Origin of the sequence: uncultured Porphyromonas sp. (assembly GCF_938023125.1) — a bacterium.
Classification (GTDB): Bacteria; Bacteroidota; Bacteroidia; order Bacteroidales; family Porphyromonadaceae; genus Porphyromonas.
Window position 1 is genome coordinate 1 of the sequence record NZ_CALHDW010000009.1, and the last position, 14,537, is coordinate 14,537.

The following is a 14,537-nucleotide window of genomic DNA, read 5'->3' on the forward strand; positions in this document are numbered from 1 at the left end:
AGCCCCAGGGTGGTTTTTGTTTATCTAAGCGTTGCACTTACAACTGGAAAATACAGAGGGCTGCTCTTTTGATGAGCAAGAGGCGGCTTAAGCTTTTTCGTTTGTTTTAGAGTTGATATTTGGGGATTTGGGGAATAGTAGGGCGGCTGCGAGCAGTACAGAGAAAAAGAGGGGCTGACTTCAGCGGATGGAGTCAGCCCTTTTGTTATCTCCGGAAGGGATGTTCTAGCGGAACGTAGTCCTGGAGCGTGGTTCTGCAGAGAAGGAGATGCTTAGCGGCTAATCCGGTCTATGCGGTCGTAGTATACTTCGTCATATTCCCCTTTGCGCCCTTTTAGCTCAACATTCATAGAGCTAATGAGTTTGTCGCTGTCGTGAGGATAGAAAAGAGCCTTGCAGGAGAGGTGAGAATCGTCATAGTTCTCCGTGCTTTCGGATTCTATCTGAAAATCAAGCTTATAGCGAGAGACAACCTCGGGCGGATAGATGGATAAGGATCCCTCTTTCTCCAGTTGCTCTATAAAGTTTGGGGTACCATAAGCTTTTGCTATTTGCTGGAGTGAAGCCTTGTCCACGGGATTCTGGAGGTTCTCATGCGTGTACATAATGTAAAAGTCCACGATAAAGTCCGAATTATCCAGAGCCAAAGGGTGTAAATACTTCTTGAAGTGACCATCTTTCGAAAAGGCAAGCGTGAAGTAAAGACCATCGTCCGTTTCTGGAATAAAAGCCCCTAAGGAGATGTATACCGTTGTATTGGTAATTTGCTCGAGATATGCGTCGGATAATTGGAAGTGATTGTCAAGAGAACTATGTAGACTAGTTTTCGTGAACTCTTCTTTATCGAATAGCACCTCTCCATCTTTTGAAATGCTAACGAGGACCATCTTATCAAACTCGTCGTAACCCTCTATCTTGACATCTGTCTCTGCCTCTTGTATAATGATATGCCAATCGCTATACGTGCTATCGAGGACTGTCTTGAGATTCTTATAGTCACGCTCTGTAGTTACTTTATTGGCCTCCTCATCATCTGTTTTCTTACTTCCTTTTTTACAGCCAATGATAAGCCCTGCACTCAAAACGGAGAGCAGTAGGAGCGTTAATGCCCGCATCCTAATGAGAGTCTTCATAATACTTTCTATTTGTTGTTTTAAGTTTTCTATAGTATGATTCTTCTTACCTAGGAGAACGGATACAAATGTACTGAATTTGTTTGATAGATAGGGGAATGGGCTCTAATAGCCCAATTTCCTGAAATAGGGTGTGAAAACCTCTTCTGATCTCTCCCGTGAATTTGAAGAAAAAATAGCCCTATACTTAGGGGGAGTATAGGGCAGAAAGAAAAAGTTTCTCGGGCAGCAGCGGAAAAATTCTAGGGCTACAATTTGGAAAGTTCTAGGCTGAAAATCATGCTAACCTAGGGCAAGAGGAATATTGTATTTGATGGAGGGTGATTCTTTTGAAAGCTTATGGTACCTTTGTTACATCTGTTGCGAATTACGGAGTAGAGTTAGCACGGCTTAGGTGTATCTAGTTCGTATTGACCACTAGTAGCCCAAAGAGGGGTGTTTACCGACAATGAAACTTATATGAAAAAGATTGTGTTATGAAAAAGTTATTGCACCTATTGGGATTAATTACGTTGTCCCTAGTTATAGGATGGGGATTATGCTCTTGCGAAGAGCGTGCTCCAGATATGACGAAAAAAGAGATGGATGTGCGCCTTTTGGGCACGTGGACTATTCTAGAGCCCAACGAAACAGAAGTGCACCCAAAGGAAAAGACAATAACATTCCATCCTGATGGGTCATGTATTGGCTTTCACTACCCGGGAGGAAAAAGGCTCTTCTACACAGAGGATAATAGCCGCTTATTCATCTTCGTATATGGATCCGGATTAAAGCTATCTAATTGGACTTATGAGCGCTTCTACAAGATTGTTGGAGATAAGCTATTTATTTGGGGAGCGAAAGAAGATATGATTGCAGACAAATACGAGACTGCGATGTCTTATTCCAAAACGCTCAAATGAAGGCGTCCTTTTACTTCTCTACAATGTGATTTTGTCAGTTACCCTATTGCGAAGAGGAGGTCTATCTCTCCATAGAACTTTTAATATGATATCTAGCGATTTTATTCTAAATCATTTTTCGGCAGGTACCCTGACGATAGTAAAAGGTGCTCCGGCTGTTGGCAAAACAGCGTTTGCTATTTCGGTGGCTTTACGTTTAGCTCAGAGCACTCGAAGGGTTCTCTATTTCTCGCTTGAGATGAGTCAATCGCGGCTTGTTGATAGAATGAAACTTCAGATAGAAGAGGATGAGTTGCAGGTTCTAAAGAGTAGAATCGACATTGATGATACGCTACAAATTAGCTTAGATCAAATCCGTAGCAAACTCGAAAGAACATCTGTTGACTACGTGCTTGTGGACTATATCCAGCTCTTGAGTCCATCCTCTCTTGCGACGTCTCGAAAGGAGGAGCTCATATCCATTTTGCAAGACTTGAGGCTAATGGCAGAAGAGTTCCATGTTGCTATTGTCGGATTGTTTCAGCTACCCAAATGTTTTGGTATGGGTGAATCCCACAACGACCTCAATAACTCGGATAGTGATGACGACGCTGCTGTGGATATACCTGGAATCAACGTCGGCTTGATAGATAGGGACGGGAAATACACCTCCGTTGCATCGCCTTTTTCTTCTTAGTCCGATAAAAAGAGGGTGGGGATGCAAACGAGATGTACTCAAAATCAGAGGGGATTTTAGGAGACAAAGCCCACGTTGCAAACATTGCAGCGTGGGCTTTTCTTTTTTGTAGTATTGTCCCCAATGAAATGTAATCTCTTGAAAGCTCATTAGGAATCCCGAGAAAGCACATTAGCCTTTTCTCGAAAGCTCATTAGGAATCTCTTGAGACTGTATTATGAAGTTCTAGGAGAAGACCCTGCACATTTTCAACTGCTCGGTGGATTCTTTCTTGTCGGGAGGCTTTTGTTTGTAAGGCTGGCTTTAGAGGTCGGTATTTGGATGGAGAGAAATGCTAACATAATAGGGCATTCATTGCCAGAACGTAAAACTACGCTCAAATCATAGATCAAAAGATTGCAAGAGAGAAGGAAAAGGACGGATGAAGTCAAGGTATAGATTTGTTATAGAAAAGAGCTTATTCCCAGAATGGAACAAGCCCTTTCCTATATACTATTATCTCATAAATCCATTCTTGTAGAAATCATACCACATGGCAATCTTTTCCGGACTATTCGCTTTTAGTAATAGAAGCATCTCACGAGTGAATTCTAAGTGTCCTAGCCCATTTGCCGTAATGATGTTTCTATCACTGACGGCTTGTGCTTCTACATATCCCTCTTCATTTGTGTATTTTTCACCACCCCAGAGTTTGAGTTGGTCAAGGCCATTGCCTGTATGTTTTACATTGTTGAGAAATCCGTGCGAACATAAGAACGAAGCACCATTGCATATTGCCCCTATGATTTTGTTTTTGTCCAAAGCCTCCTGTACCAATGGTGTAACAAGTTCTGCTTCTAATGCATCCCAATGGTTACCTCCGATAAGTATCAAGGCTGCGTAATCTTTCGGCATATTCTCGAAAGAATAATCGGGCAAGGTTCTGAAACCTCCGATGGAACGGACTGCGTCCGATGTCGGGGCAATGGTATGCACTTCGTATTTTATTTCACCGCCCGGTATCACGCCCACATGAAGAGCCGTGGAGAGAAAAGCTCCCTCCCAATCTGTGTATTCATTTAATAGGATGAATAAAACTTTCTGTTTCATCGATGTATATTTTTTAGTTCGAAAAGTTGATTGCCAGTTTGTACGTGAACAGTATTCGTGGATTAGACAAATACCATTCTTATGAATGAGAGGTCGGCTCTTACAGCTGCTTGTGCTCCACGAGATAAATGATGCGTTCGGTAAGAGCATCTTCTTGATTGAAGCGTGGATCATACTTGCTTTTGAGGTCTCCCCCATAGAAGCCGGCAAAGATATTGTACATAGAGGCTTTTAACCCTCCGTAGAAGGCCTTGATGAGTTCGTATCCGGTGCTGCACGATTGCCTATCCATTAGCTTAATAAGCAGAAGTCCTTGCCGGAGCGTGAGTTTCTTCATGATTGGTTTATATTCTTCTACCAAATCGCGTTCTATTCGGTCGAGATGGCGATCTCTAGCGCGATCGTTGGGTAGCGTTTCCAGGTATTCGTAGGTCTCTATCATGATGGCCGTAAGCTTTTTAGCGTAGGGCAGTACCTTCTTTACATCGCGTATTTGTCGCCAATTAGCATTTTGCTCTTCGATGGTAAGGGGGGCAAAGCGTAGACGATAGTGGTGCTGAACGGTTATCTGTGGCAGGGCAGCATAGTACGTGGTATCGCTATTAGCCACCCTAGGTTGTAGAGTGACGCTATCGGCTGCCTTTGTGTCAAAGATGTTCTGAGCTTGAGTTTGGCACGAGAGGAAGAGAAGTAAAAGGGAGTAGAGGAGGTGTCTATATTGTTTCATCGTAGTGTGCTTTATATTGTGGAGCAAACTTACCACATTTTTTGCGACTAACGGCCTAGTTCTATCTCTTAAAAAGGAAGTTACCCCTTCTCCACCATAATGATGAAGAGGGGGTAACACTCTCTACTAAAAACATTCCAATCTAATGAGAAGTCCTCCGAGAGGAGCTCTCAACGATCTTTGCGCTCAGATGTTTGTGTATATGAGCATGGGTTGTTCGCTCGCCTTGCGCACGCTCTCGGCGTGTTCCACTCTCTTGCAGTACCGCTCGCATTGGCGGCAAAGATCGTATCCCAACAAGGCTCCCAAGATAAAATCTTCCTCCGGGGAGAGACTATTTAGGGGGCGTTCGTGCAGGAATTTCTTGAGGGTTCTGAGGCATTCGCTGCGCCCAAAAAAGATATTTACACAGCTTTTGTTGGGCACGGGTTGCACGAAGTACTCAATCTCTCTATGGTTGAGCTTGCCTAGGGCAAGGGGAGTATACTCTTCACTAATAGTATAAAGCACGAGGTTACGTACTCCTTTTTCGTACTCATACACGAGGTGCGAAAACACCTTCATGTCGGCATCAAGAGCCTGAGTTGCGATGATCTCTTCCATATCAGATAACCTTTTGGTGCAAAAGAGATAGAGCGAATATTAGAGGTTGGGTTGGAGAGCAGCTACCCAGTTGTCGATGCGGTCGCTTGTCTTGTCCGACTCGTTAATTTCGTCGATGAGGAGGCCAATGAGCTTACCACCCTGCTCGCAACGAGTTTCGTCGTAGCCGTAGTCTTCGGCAGCAACTTCGCCAATGAAGGTGCAGCTTGTGCCTTCCATCTCTTCTTTGATGGTAGCGAGGGCGTCGCAGAATGTATCGCTATATGAGGAAGAATCACCGCAACCGAAGAGACCCACGCACTTGCCGGCGAGGTTTTGTCCCTTAGCCTTGGGGAGGAAGCTTTCCCAATCGTCTTGTAGGTCGCCCATACCCCAAGTGGAACTACCGAGGAGTAGAACATCATAATTTGCCATAGAAGCAGCGTCTGCGGAAGCTACGTCGTGAATGTCTGCTGCATCCACACCGAGACGCTTAGCTATGGTTTTTGTTACATCGGCAGTCGTACCACTTGAGGATCCAAAGTAAATACCAATCTTTTTCATCGTTTGTGTCTATTAATTTCTAACATTACTAGTTTACGGCGCAAAGTTAGAGACTCCGGAATAGCCGTACAATCACCATTTATAGGGGCTGAGAGGACTTTTTTATCGCAAATAGTAGTGATATTAACCTGAAAGAGGGCTTAGGGGGATAAGATTAGAGGCGACTACGCAATGTAGCCGCCTCTTTGTATAGGGGGAGTAGTCTCGCCTCCCTAGGTATATCAGGAGTATTGGGGATGCCCCCTCTCCCTTAGGGATTAATAGATGGAGTAGCTTTTCTCGCGCATGGACTCAGCATCAGCGTAGAGGTAGATCCATGGACAGCGAGAGGCAATGAAGTTGGCAGGATACTCTTTTGCTTCGGGTAGAAGGTTGATGATATCGCCAATAGCAAATCGGGCTTCTCCCCCAAAGGCGTAGAGTGCAAGCCCCTTAGCCCCTTCAATCGTGGGAATGGATAGGGTTACATGCTGATCGCCATGGGAAGGGTGTGCGTTGGCAAAAGCGATTGGTTCTTCGAGGAAGATATCATGCTGACCTGCGAAGATGCCGGCAATATGTCCGTCCTTAGTCATATCCATGAGTACCATATCGAAGCGAGGAGCTCCACCTACCTTGGGTAGGGTTTTTAGGATCTCTTGAGCATAGCGCTCTGCCTCGGCCTCGGGGGCATTATCCGTATTGATGGGATGGATATTGGAGGAGGGAATTTCTATCTTATCAAAGAGATGAGCCTTGGCTACGAGGTGATGGAGGCCTTTTTGTTGCCCACTCATCACTTCCGAAGCGTAATAGATCTGCACTTTAGACCAGTCTATAGGAGTACTTGCAAGAGCTTGATATAGAGGAATTGCGGGGAATCCGCCTGTAAGTGCAAGGTAGTAAACTTCGCTTTTCTCTACCTCTTGTTGTATACGCTCTGCGAGCTTCTTAGCAGTGGCTTCTGCACTGGGATAACTTATTGTATTCATTGTTATAGTCTTTGTTTTGTTCCTATAGAGGTAACAAACGAAGTAGTACAATTAGTTCGCTAGAATAGGCTTGCAAGGTGGATAATTGTCTTCAGGGCCTTGTACATGGTCGTGAGCGAGCAATACTCGTACTTGCCATGGAAGTTCATCCCGCCCGTGAATAGATTGGGGCAGGGTAGCCCCATGTAGGATAGTCTGGCTCCGTCCGTCCCTCCACGAATTGGCTTGACAAGGGGTGTAACCCCAGCCATCTTCATAGCCTGCTTGGCACGCTCGATAAGCTCGGGATAAGGTGCTATTTGCTCCTTCATGTTGTAGTATTGGTCTTTGAGGGTCAGGGTGATCACCTCTTCGCCCATCTTGGTATTGAGGTAGCTGACTGCTGCCGAGATGATCTGTTTTTTCTCCTCAAATAGCTCCCTAGAGTGATCGCGAATGATGTATGCCATTTCGGCCGACTCTACACTACCGGAGAGGTGGATAAGGTGGAAGAACCCTTCGTACTCCTCGGTCAGCTCGGGGCGCATCCCTACAGGAAGCATCTCGTGGAGGTCGCAAGCAATTTGCAAGGCATTCAGCATCTTACCTTTGGCAGAGCCTGGGTGGATATTACGCCCCTGAATGGAAAGTTTGGCAGAGGCTGCATTGAAGTTTTCGTATTCGAGTTCTCCCTCGAATCCTCCATCCACCGTGTAGGCAAATTGGGCACCGAATTGCTTTACATCAAAGTGATCTACACCTCGCCCTATCTCCTCGTCGGGAGTGAAGCCAATACGGATCTTCCCGTGGGCTATCTGAGGGTTGGTCATAAAGTACTCTGCCATGGTCATGATCTCGGCAACCCCGGCTTTGTCGTCAGCTCCGAGTAGGGTAGTACCATCGGTCGTAATCAGAGTATGCCCCTTGTAAAAGGAGAGCTCGGGGAAGTCCGCCACGGTCATCATCAAACTCTCGTTGAGGCGGATGTCTTTGCCATCGTAGTTCTCAATAATCTGAGGCTTTACGTTGGCTCCGCTCATGTCGGGGGATGTGTCCACGTGCGAAATAAAGCCAACAACAGGGCGATCTTCCATGCCCGTTGTTGCCGGGATAGTCCCCATTACATAGCCATATTTATCCATGGAGACCTCGGTAAGCCCGAGCGAAATCATCTCATCATGCAGCGCACGGAGGAGTACTAATTGTTTATCTGTAGAGGGGAATGTATCGGAAGCCTCGTTGCTTTGGGTATCGAAGCTTACATAGTGTAGGAATCGTTCTTTGAGATCCATATTGATAGATGCTAGAGAGTTTTGAAGATTATTTTTTCTGACCACGGATTGCATCCCATGCGAAGTAGGCAATGATAAGTAGGTACATAACCAAAGAGAGCCAATGTGCCGATGGGGTTGAATACCAGTCGGAGGCGAAGAGATCTACATTGTTGAATTTAAGGATGGCACTTACAACTCCCATGAGAGCCCCGCCTGCGATAAATCCCGATGCAATGAGTGTACCCTTGTCTCTGCGAGCCTTGTTGATAGAAGCATCTTTGCTGCGAGAGCCTACAAAATGACTAATTAGACCTCCAACCAAGAGGGGGACATTGAGTTGTAATGGGATAAACATACCCAGGGCGAAGGGTAGAGCCGGCACCTTTATAAAGTTGAGGATAAGAGCGAGGATAGCACCTACTGCATAGAGAATCCACGGTGTTTCACCCCCTTCCATTAGGGGCTTAATCACGGCTGCCATCGCATTTGCTTGGGGGGCTACTAAGGCTCCTTCGCCTTCGAATCCGTAGGTTTTGCTAAGGATGATCATTACTCCTGCTACGGTTAGTGCCGAAACAAAAGTACCGAGGAACTTCCATTTCTCTTGTTTCTGAGGAGTCGTACCGAGCCAATAACCAATCTTGAGATCCGTGATGAAGCCGCCTGCCATAGAGAGGGCTGTACACACAACACCGCCAATAATCATGGCAGCCATCATTCCACGCTCTCCTTGGATACCCACGCTTACGAGTATTACAGAGGTGAGAATAAGGGTCATAAGGGTCATGCCGGAGACGGGGTTGCTCCCCACTATTGCGATAGCATTAGCAGCAACGGTGGTGAAGAGGAAGGCGATGACAAACACAATCAGAAGAGCAATAAGCGTCTGCGATATGTTATGAATGACGCCAAACTGGAAGAAAACAAAAGTGGTAATAAGAGCTGCAATGATGCCTACGAGCACAAACTTCATGGATAGATCCTGCTCCGTACGAAGGGTAGGACCATTCAAATCTCGCTTGTTACCCAATTCGTTAGCAGCCAGTTTTACGGCGCGTCCTATAATGCCCGAAGACTTGAGAATGCCTATAATCCCTGCCATGGCAATACCACCAATCCCTAGGGGACGTGCGTAGTTGGCAAAGATTTGCTCCGCACTCATGGCTCCCACTGTTAGGTCAATACCATCTCCCACGGGGAGTGTCATACCGGGGGCAAAGTACCCAATGAGGGGAACAATTACGAACCAAACAAGGAAAGATCCGCCACAGATAATTGCCACATAGGGTAGCCCAATGATGTAGCCGAGCCCGAGCACAGCCGCTCCGGTATTTAGCTTGAAGACCATCTTGTACTTATCGGCAAGAGTTTCTCCCCATGCCATCATACGAGTGGAAATCTCATCAGTCCACCACCCGAAGGTGCTGATGATGAAATCGTAGAGACCACCAATAAGTCCACTAAGAGCAAGTAGTTTGGTCTGTTTACCGGCACTCTCGCCCGTTACTAGAACCTCTGTTGTAGCTGTTGCTTCCGGGAATGGATACTTACCATGCATCTCCTGAACGAAGTAGCGACGGAAGGGAATGAGAAGGAGTATCCCTAGGCAACCTCCCACAAAAGAAGAGAGGAAGATTTGCCAAAATCCTGCCTCTAATTGCAAAATGTAGAGGGCGGGAAGAGTGAAAATAGCACCTGCTACGATAACCCCAGAGGAGGCTCCGATGGACTGAATGATTACGTTTTGCCCGAGCATATTCTTCTTGCCCGAGAGAGACCCAATGCCCACAGCCAAAATAGCAATAGGGATAGCAGCCTCAAATACTTGTCCCACTTTAAGGCCTAGGTAGGCCGTGGCAGCGGAGAACAGAATGGCCATGATAATACCCATGATCACCGAATAAGGGGTGACTTCTCGAGGGTTCTCCCGAGCCGGAAGAAGCGGGATATACTTCTCTCCCTCTTGTAGAGGACGATAGGCGTTGTCGGGTAGTCTTGAGGATTTGTTTTCTTCCATAATCTATTCCTATTTTGAGTACAGTTTGATCTCTTTATGGGGTAAAGTGTAAAACGAAAAACACCCTCTCCGTAGCTACTGCACCTCCCCCAGTGGATAGGAGAGTGCGGCACATCTACCGAGAGGGATCCTTTTCATACTCTGTGTATCTTATTTTTCCTCTTTATCGGGGCGGGGCTTGTCAAGTATCTCAAATTCGCTGTTATTGCTGCGATACTCCGGAACAAGCTCTTTGATAGCAGCAACGGAGCCAATTATATCTACATCGCGAGACCTCTTTTTCAGTTCTTCGAATTGCGCAGCAATGGCGTCAAAGTCATTGGGCCGCACCATGGCCATTCTAATCTTGGGTAGCTTGGTGGGGACCGTGTGCTCATTGCTGTCGAGAACTTCTTCGTAGATCTTTTCCCCAGGACGCAACCCCGTGTATTCAATTTTTATTTGTACATCAGGGATCAGTCTGGCTAGGTGTATCATGTTGCGAGCCAGGTCTACAATTTTGTGAGGCTTCCCCATCTCAAATACAAATATCTTGGTTGTATCCCCTAGGGCACTGGCTTGTAGCACCAAGTGACATGCCTCACGGATGCTCATGAAGTATCGCGTAATATCAGGGTGGGTAACGGTGATAGGACCTCCATTGGCTATCTGTTCTCGGAATAGGTGAAACACGGATCCTTGAGAGCCTAGTACGTTGCCAAATCGGGTGGTTAAGAAGATGGTCTTGCCCTCTATCTTGCCCTCTTCTATGGCATGGCCTAGGGCTTGTACATACATCTCTGCACTTCGTTTGGTGGCTCCCATTACGTTGGTGGGGTTCACGGCTTTGTCGGTAGAGATCATTACCATCTTTTCTACTCCGTACTTGAGGCAGTGGTCGGCGATGTTTTGGGTTCCCATACAATTGACCAAGATGGCCTCGCAGGGGTTTTCCTCCATCAAAGGCACGTGTTTATAGGCGGCAGCATGGAGCACAATATGGGGGTGAAAACGCCGGAATACCATATCTACGCGCTCCTTGCTACGAACATCTCCAACGATAGGAGAGAACTGAAGATTCGGGAACTTCTTCTGTAGCTCTAAACGAATATTGTGGAGGGGAGTCTCCGCATTATCAAAGAGAACGAGGTGCTTTATGTCTAGCCTAGCTACCTGGCGAGCAATTTCGCTCCCGATGCTTCCTGCAGCTCCCGTTACGAGGATCGTTTTCCCCGCATATAACTGCTTCACGGGGGTCATGTCAAGTTTAATCTCATCGCGTAAGAGAAGATCCTCTATATTGATATGGCGTACCCCTTGCTCAGCTAGTAGGGTAGGAGTGGTTTTTTCTATCTCTGGGGCTAGCATGGCAGATACCCCGAGGGCGAGGCAATCTTCTACCAATCCATTACGCTCAGCGAATAGGTCGTCTTTGTTGGAGAAGATAAAGGCACGTACTCCATGTCGTTTAATAAGTATGGCGATATCTTTCCGTGAGGAGACATATAGGATGGGTTTACCGGCTATAGTGAAGGTGCTTTCATGCTTCCTCTTGCTGCAAAATCCTACCACATGGTAGTTGCGGTTACGCTCAAGTAGGTTGGCAAGAGATACAGACTCCTCATTTGTACCATAGATAACGACGAAGGTGGTGACCTTGGTTGTGGTAGGATCTCCTGCAGTACCCCAGCGCGCCAATATGATAAAGCAGGCACGAGATAGCACTGTCATGAAAAAGAATACAATGAAGAATAGTAAAAAGAATAACAGAGAATGTAAAAGCAGAACCTTGAGATTGACCTCTACATTAACTAATAGTAGGATGGTTGTGGAGAGAATTCCCACAGATAAAGTGTTGCAGACAATGTACCAAAAGGTGCGTGTGCTAATATCTAAGGAAGAAAATCGGAATGCTTGTTTGTAGGTACGGAAGAGGTAGCTTGTGAGCAATGTGGAGATGAATGCCACTCCCAAGATAATGGTAAAATAATTTTTATTTATGAAGGGCATTGGGGCTATCCGAGCATGGCATAGCCCGACTAGTAGCGCACAGAATGTGCCTACCAAGGTGTCGAATAAAAGGATATAACGACGATCTATAAAGTCCTGGAAAAGTCGCTTCTGCAGTAACTTTTGGACCTTTCTCTTAAAACTTCTCTTCTTATTATCTTCTTCGAAGTCCATTTTACTTCTCCTTCTTGTGTTGGCGTTCTGTGTTCGTTTTTTCTATAAATGGATACTTGATGGATGCAGATCTTAATTGATGAAAGTGATAAGAAAAGAGCACCTCTATTGTATAAAGGAAGGGCGGATGCAAAGATTTTACTAATTCAATAGATCTTCGTTTCGCTCTATCTCTATACTATTCTCAGGTTAAGCATCATTCGATCTCTGCCTCAGATTCCATTTTTCTTATTACAAAGATAAGGACTTCTCTTTTAGTGCGCAAAAATTACAAGGTAAAATCCCGCCTTTATCGAAGGATAAAAGACGGGATTTTGGGATAAAATCTCCTTAAAGAAGGAGGGATGGTTTTGCTCGCTCTTAGATCTTATCGTTGGACCCGAGTACGTCACAGATCTTGTGCTTGTAAAGCTCTTTGAGGCTATCACGAGCCGGACCTAAGTACTTACGAGGGTCAAACTCTGCAGGTTTATTAACGAATACTTCACGGATGGCAGCGGTCATAGCAAGACGGCCATCGGAGTCAATATTAACCTTGCAGACGTTTGTTTTAGAAGCCTTGCGGAGTTGCTCTTCGGGGATCCCGATGGAGTCTTTGAGGGCACCACCGTTAGCGTTGATAATCTTTACCTTGTCTTGGGGTACAGAGCTAGAGCCGTGAAGAACAATGGGGAACCCTGGGATACGACGCTGTACTTCCTCGAGGATGTCGAAGCGAAGTGGAGGAGGAACGAGTACGCCCTCTTCGTTGCGGGTGCATTGTGCGGGGGTAAATTTGTAAGCCCCGTGAGATGTACCTATAGAGATAGCAAGAGAGTCTACACCGGTCTTCTTCACAAAGTCTTCTACTTGTGCGGGATCTGTGTAGGTGTGAGTCTCGGCTTGTACATCGTCTTCGATACCTGCGAGTACTCCTAGCTCACCCTCTACTGTTACGTCAAACTGATGAGCATACTCTACAACCTTACGTGTAAGAGCTACGTTTTCGTCATAGGGGAGGGCACTTCCATCGATCATTACGGAAGAAAATCCGAGTTCGATACAGCTCTTACAAAGCTCAAACGTATCACCATGATCGAGGTGGAGACATATTTGGGGATTGGGTTGTCCCAATTCTTTAGCATACTCTACTGCACCTTGTGCCATGTAGCGCAAAAGGGTCTGATTGGCGTACTTGCGGGCCCCACTTGATACTTGCAAGATAACGGGAGAGTTGGTCTCTACAACAGCTTGGATGATAGCTTGTAGCTGCTCCATGTTGTTGAAGTTATAAGCAGGGATGGCGTAACCGCCTTTCATGGCTTTAGCAAACATCTCACGGGTGTTTACCAATCCGAGTTCTTTGTAGCTTACCATAAATTTCTAGATTAAACGACTTGTTCTTTACGACTGCAAACATAGTTATTTAATATAGTCTAGCCAAATTTTGTGCGTTAAATCACATGGATTGGGTACTCCAGATGCCGAAGAATCTTCAAAGAGGGAGGGTTTTACTTCTCCCTTTTGATGCAAATGTGTCCACTTTTGATTAGTTGATAAAAACAGCGTATGCAAGTGTCGAGGTCTTGTACGGCATCGTGTGTTTCGCCTGTGGGATCATTGCCAAAAAGGAAAGAATGTAGCTCTCCCAATCGTGGATATTTGTATGGCTCTTGGTGGGGAATGGATCTAGCGTTGGTGTGCTCTAAATGTGGTAGCTTGCACAAATCACATGTTTCTAACATGGTGCAATAGCTGTATTGAGCAGCATGGCAAGAGACCTTGCGGATTTGCCCTTGGGTGCAACCTGCTCTCTTGAGTGCCTCTCCCAGCACCTTAAGATCAAAAGCCAAGTTGTGAGCAACCAATAGTGTATCTCCATCCCAGTCGCCCAAGAAGTCTAGCAAAACGTCTCTGGCAGCCTCCCCTTTTTTCTTTAGTTCTTCGGTGGTGATACCATGTATGGCAGTCGCCTCTGAGGGGATTGTGACCCCCGATATAAATCTATTGCAACGCTTTATTTCACGCAGTTGGCTGTCGAGTACGCACCATGCAAGTTGGACGAGTTCCGGGCTCTTTTCCCCCCTCCGGATAGGAGCCTCCGGAAGCCCCGTAGTGTCGGTATCGAATAGAACGATAGTGTGGGGACGCCCTGAAATAGTTTTGTCTTTGATCCGAATCTCCCGACTACAAGGTGTCGTATGCTCGTGGTGGCTCCCCCTTTTGTGGATAAAGAGCATGGCCAGCCCCAATGCGAAAAATAGAGAGAGTAGTGCGATGAGCATATTAGGGATGCAGTATACTTTAGTTAGATTTTCATCTACAAAAGTAACGGATTCGTTTTACTCTTTTTGAGACTGTTGCACGTCTAATCGGACCAGACTGTTGCATATCTCGCTGATTATTAGTGTTTTTGCATTGTATCGGAAAGCACTCTAGTTAGCTGTATGAGCAAGATTAAACAAACCAAAGCCCCCTCCT

General features: G+C 46.0%; 13 protein-coding genes. 2 read left to right on the forward strand and 11 right to left on the reverse strand.

Features of this window, described 5'->3' with window-relative positions:
• Positions 1–272: 272 nt before the first annotated feature.
• Positions 273–1,133 carry a hypothetical protein gene (locus tag Q0090_RS02530; protein WP_297947141.1) on the reverse strand — a complete coding sequence of 287 codons (861 nt, stop codon included), beginning with the start codon at positions 1,131–1,133 and terminating at the stop codon, positions 273–275.
• Between the two features lie 476 nt (positions 1,134–1,609).
• Between Q0090_RS02530 and Q0090_RS02535 the strand changes: the two genes are divergently transcribed.
• Together Q0090_RS02535 and Q0090_RS02540 are read left to right on the forward strand one after the other, a co-directional pair.
• Positions 1,610–2,035 carry a hypothetical protein gene (locus Q0090_RS02535; RefSeq protein WP_297947143.1) on the forward strand — a complete coding sequence of 142 codons (426 nt, stop codon included), beginning with the start codon at positions 1,610–1,612 and terminating at the stop codon, positions 2,033–2,035.
• Between the two features lie 85 nt (positions 2,036–2,120).
• A complete protein-coding gene (locus Q0090_RS02540; protein ID WP_297947145.1) occupies positions 2,121–2,711 on the forward strand; it encodes a DnaB-like helicase C-terminal domain-containing protein in 591 nt (196 codons plus the stop codon).
• Positions 2,712–3,206: 495 nt separating this feature from the next.
• Here Q0090_RS02540 and Q0090_RS02545 read toward each other — a convergent pair whose 3' ends face one another.
• From Q0090_RS02545 to Q0090_RS02590, 10 genes are all read right to left on the reverse strand, one after another.
• The gene (locus tag Q0090_RS02545) at positions 3,207–3,800 is read right to left on the reverse strand and encodes a type 1 glutamine amidotransferase family protein (protein WP_297947147.1); all 594 of its coding nucleotides are present in this window, start codon (positions 3,798–3,800) and stop codon (positions 3,207–3,209) included.
• Positions 3,801–3,900: 100 nt separating this feature from the next.
• Positions 3,901–4,527 carry a DUF4294 domain-containing protein gene (locus Q0090_RS02550; protein WP_297947148.1) on the reverse strand — a complete coding sequence of 209 codons (627 nt, stop codon included), beginning with the start codon at positions 4,525–4,527 and terminating at the stop codon, positions 3,901–3,903.
• Between the two features lie 186 nt (positions 4,528–4,713).
• Positions 4,714–5,130 carry a DUF2023 family protein gene (locus tag Q0090_RS02555; RefSeq protein ID WP_314670255.1) on the reverse strand — a complete coding sequence of 139 codons (417 nt, stop codon included), beginning with the start codon at positions 5,128–5,130 and terminating at the stop codon, positions 4,714–4,716.
• 39 nt (positions 5,131–5,169) lie between these two features.
• Complete coding sequence (locus tag Q0090_RS02560) at positions 5,170–5,673, reverse strand: flavodoxin (protein ID WP_297947150.1); 504 nt, start codon at positions 5,671–5,673, stop codon at positions 5,170–5,172.
• A 257-nt stretch (positions 5,674–5,930) separates the two neighbouring features.
• The gene (locus Q0090_RS02565; RefSeq protein ID WP_297947152.1) at positions 5,931–6,644 is read right to left on the reverse strand and encodes a 6-phosphogluconolactonase; all 714 of its coding nucleotides are present in this window, start codon (positions 6,642–6,644) and stop codon (positions 5,931–5,933) included.
• Between the two features lie 59 nt (positions 6,645–6,703).
• Positions 6,704–7,915, reverse strand: coding sequence for a peptidase T (gene pepT, locus Q0090_RS02570; RefSeq protein WP_297947154.1), 1,212 nt, complete (start codon positions 7,913–7,915; stop codon positions 6,704–6,706).
• Between the two features lie 28 nt (positions 7,916–7,943).
• Complete coding sequence (locus Q0090_RS02575; RefSeq protein WP_297947156.1) at positions 7,944–9,914, reverse strand: oligopeptide transporter, OPT family; 1,971 nt, start codon at positions 9,912–9,914, stop codon at positions 7,944–7,946.
• A 150-nt stretch (positions 9,915–10,064) separates the two neighbouring features.
• On the reverse strand, positions 10,065–12,077 hold the full coding sequence (locus Q0090_RS02580) for a nucleoside-diphosphate sugar epimerase/dehydratase (RefSeq protein WP_297947158.1): 2,013 nt from the start codon (positions 12,075–12,077) through the stop codon (positions 10,065–10,067).
• A 360-nt stretch (positions 12,078–12,437) separates the two neighbouring features.
• The gene (locus Q0090_RS02585; RefSeq protein WP_297947160.1) at positions 12,438–13,433 is read right to left on the reverse strand and encodes a class II fructose-bisphosphate aldolase; all 996 of its coding nucleotides are present in this window, start codon (positions 13,431–13,433) and stop codon (positions 12,438–12,440) included.
• A gap of 134 nt (positions 13,434–13,567) precedes the next feature.
• The gene (locus Q0090_RS02590) at positions 13,568–14,341 is read right to left on the reverse strand and encodes a 3'-5' exonuclease (protein WP_297947162.1); all 774 of its coding nucleotides are present in this window, start codon (positions 14,339–14,341) and stop codon (positions 13,568–13,570) included.
• Positions 14,342–14,537: the final 196 nt, after the last annotated feature.

What these genes read in the sequence shown, in the direction of transcription:
- Q0090_RS02530 (WP_297947141.1), bottom strand. Translation starts at nt 1,133, where the DNA reads ATGAAGACTCTCATTAGGATGCGGGCATTAACGCTCCTACTGCTCTCC.
- Q0090_RS02535 (WP_297947143.1), top strand. Translation starts at nt 1,610, where the DNA reads ATGAAAAAGTTATTGCACCTATTGGGATTAATTACGTTGTCCCTAGTT.
- Q0090_RS02540 (WP_297947145.1), top strand. Translation starts at nt 2,121, where the DNA reads ATGATATCTAGCGATTTTATTCTAAATCATTTTTCGGCAGGTACCCTG.
- Q0090_RS02545 (WP_297947147.1), bottom strand. Translation starts at nt 3,800, where the DNA reads ATGAAACAGAAAGTTTTATTCATCCTATTAAATGAATACACAGATTGG.
- Q0090_RS02550 (WP_297947148.1), bottom strand. Translation starts at nt 4,527, where the DNA reads ATGAAACAATATAGACACCTCCTCTACTCCCTTTTACTTCTCTTCCTC.
- Q0090_RS02555 (WP_314670255.1), bottom strand. Translation starts at nt 5,130, where the DNA reads ATGGAAGAGATCATCGCAACTCAGGCTCTTGATGCCGACATGAAGGTG.
- Q0090_RS02560 (WP_297947150.1), bottom strand. Translation starts at nt 5,673, where the DNA reads ATGAAAAAGATTGGTATTTACTTTGGATCCTCAAGTGGTACGACTGCC.
- Q0090_RS02565 (WP_297947152.1), bottom strand. Translation starts at nt 6,644, where the DNA reads ATGAATACAATAAGTTATCCCAGTGCAGAAGCCACTGCTAAGAAGCTC.
- pepT (WP_297947154.1), bottom strand. Translation starts at nt 7,915, where the DNA reads ATGGATCTCAAAGAACGATTCCTACACTATGTAAGCTTCGATACCCAA.
- Q0090_RS02575 (WP_297947156.1), bottom strand. Translation starts at nt 9,914, where the DNA reads ATGGAAGAAAACAAATCCTCAAGACTACCCGACAACGCCTATCGTCCT.
- Q0090_RS02580 (WP_297947158.1), bottom strand. Translation starts at nt 12,077, where the DNA reads ATGGACTTCGAAGAAGATAATAAGAAGAGAAGTTTTAAGAGAAAGGTC.
- Q0090_RS02585 (WP_297947160.1), bottom strand. Translation starts at nt 13,433, where the DNA reads ATGGTAAGCTACAAAGAACTCGGATTGGTAAACACCCGTGAGATGTTT.
- Q0090_RS02590 (WP_297947162.1), bottom strand. Translation starts at nt 14,341, where the DNA reads ATGCTCATCGCACTACTCTCTCTATTTTTCGCATTGGGGCTGGCCATG.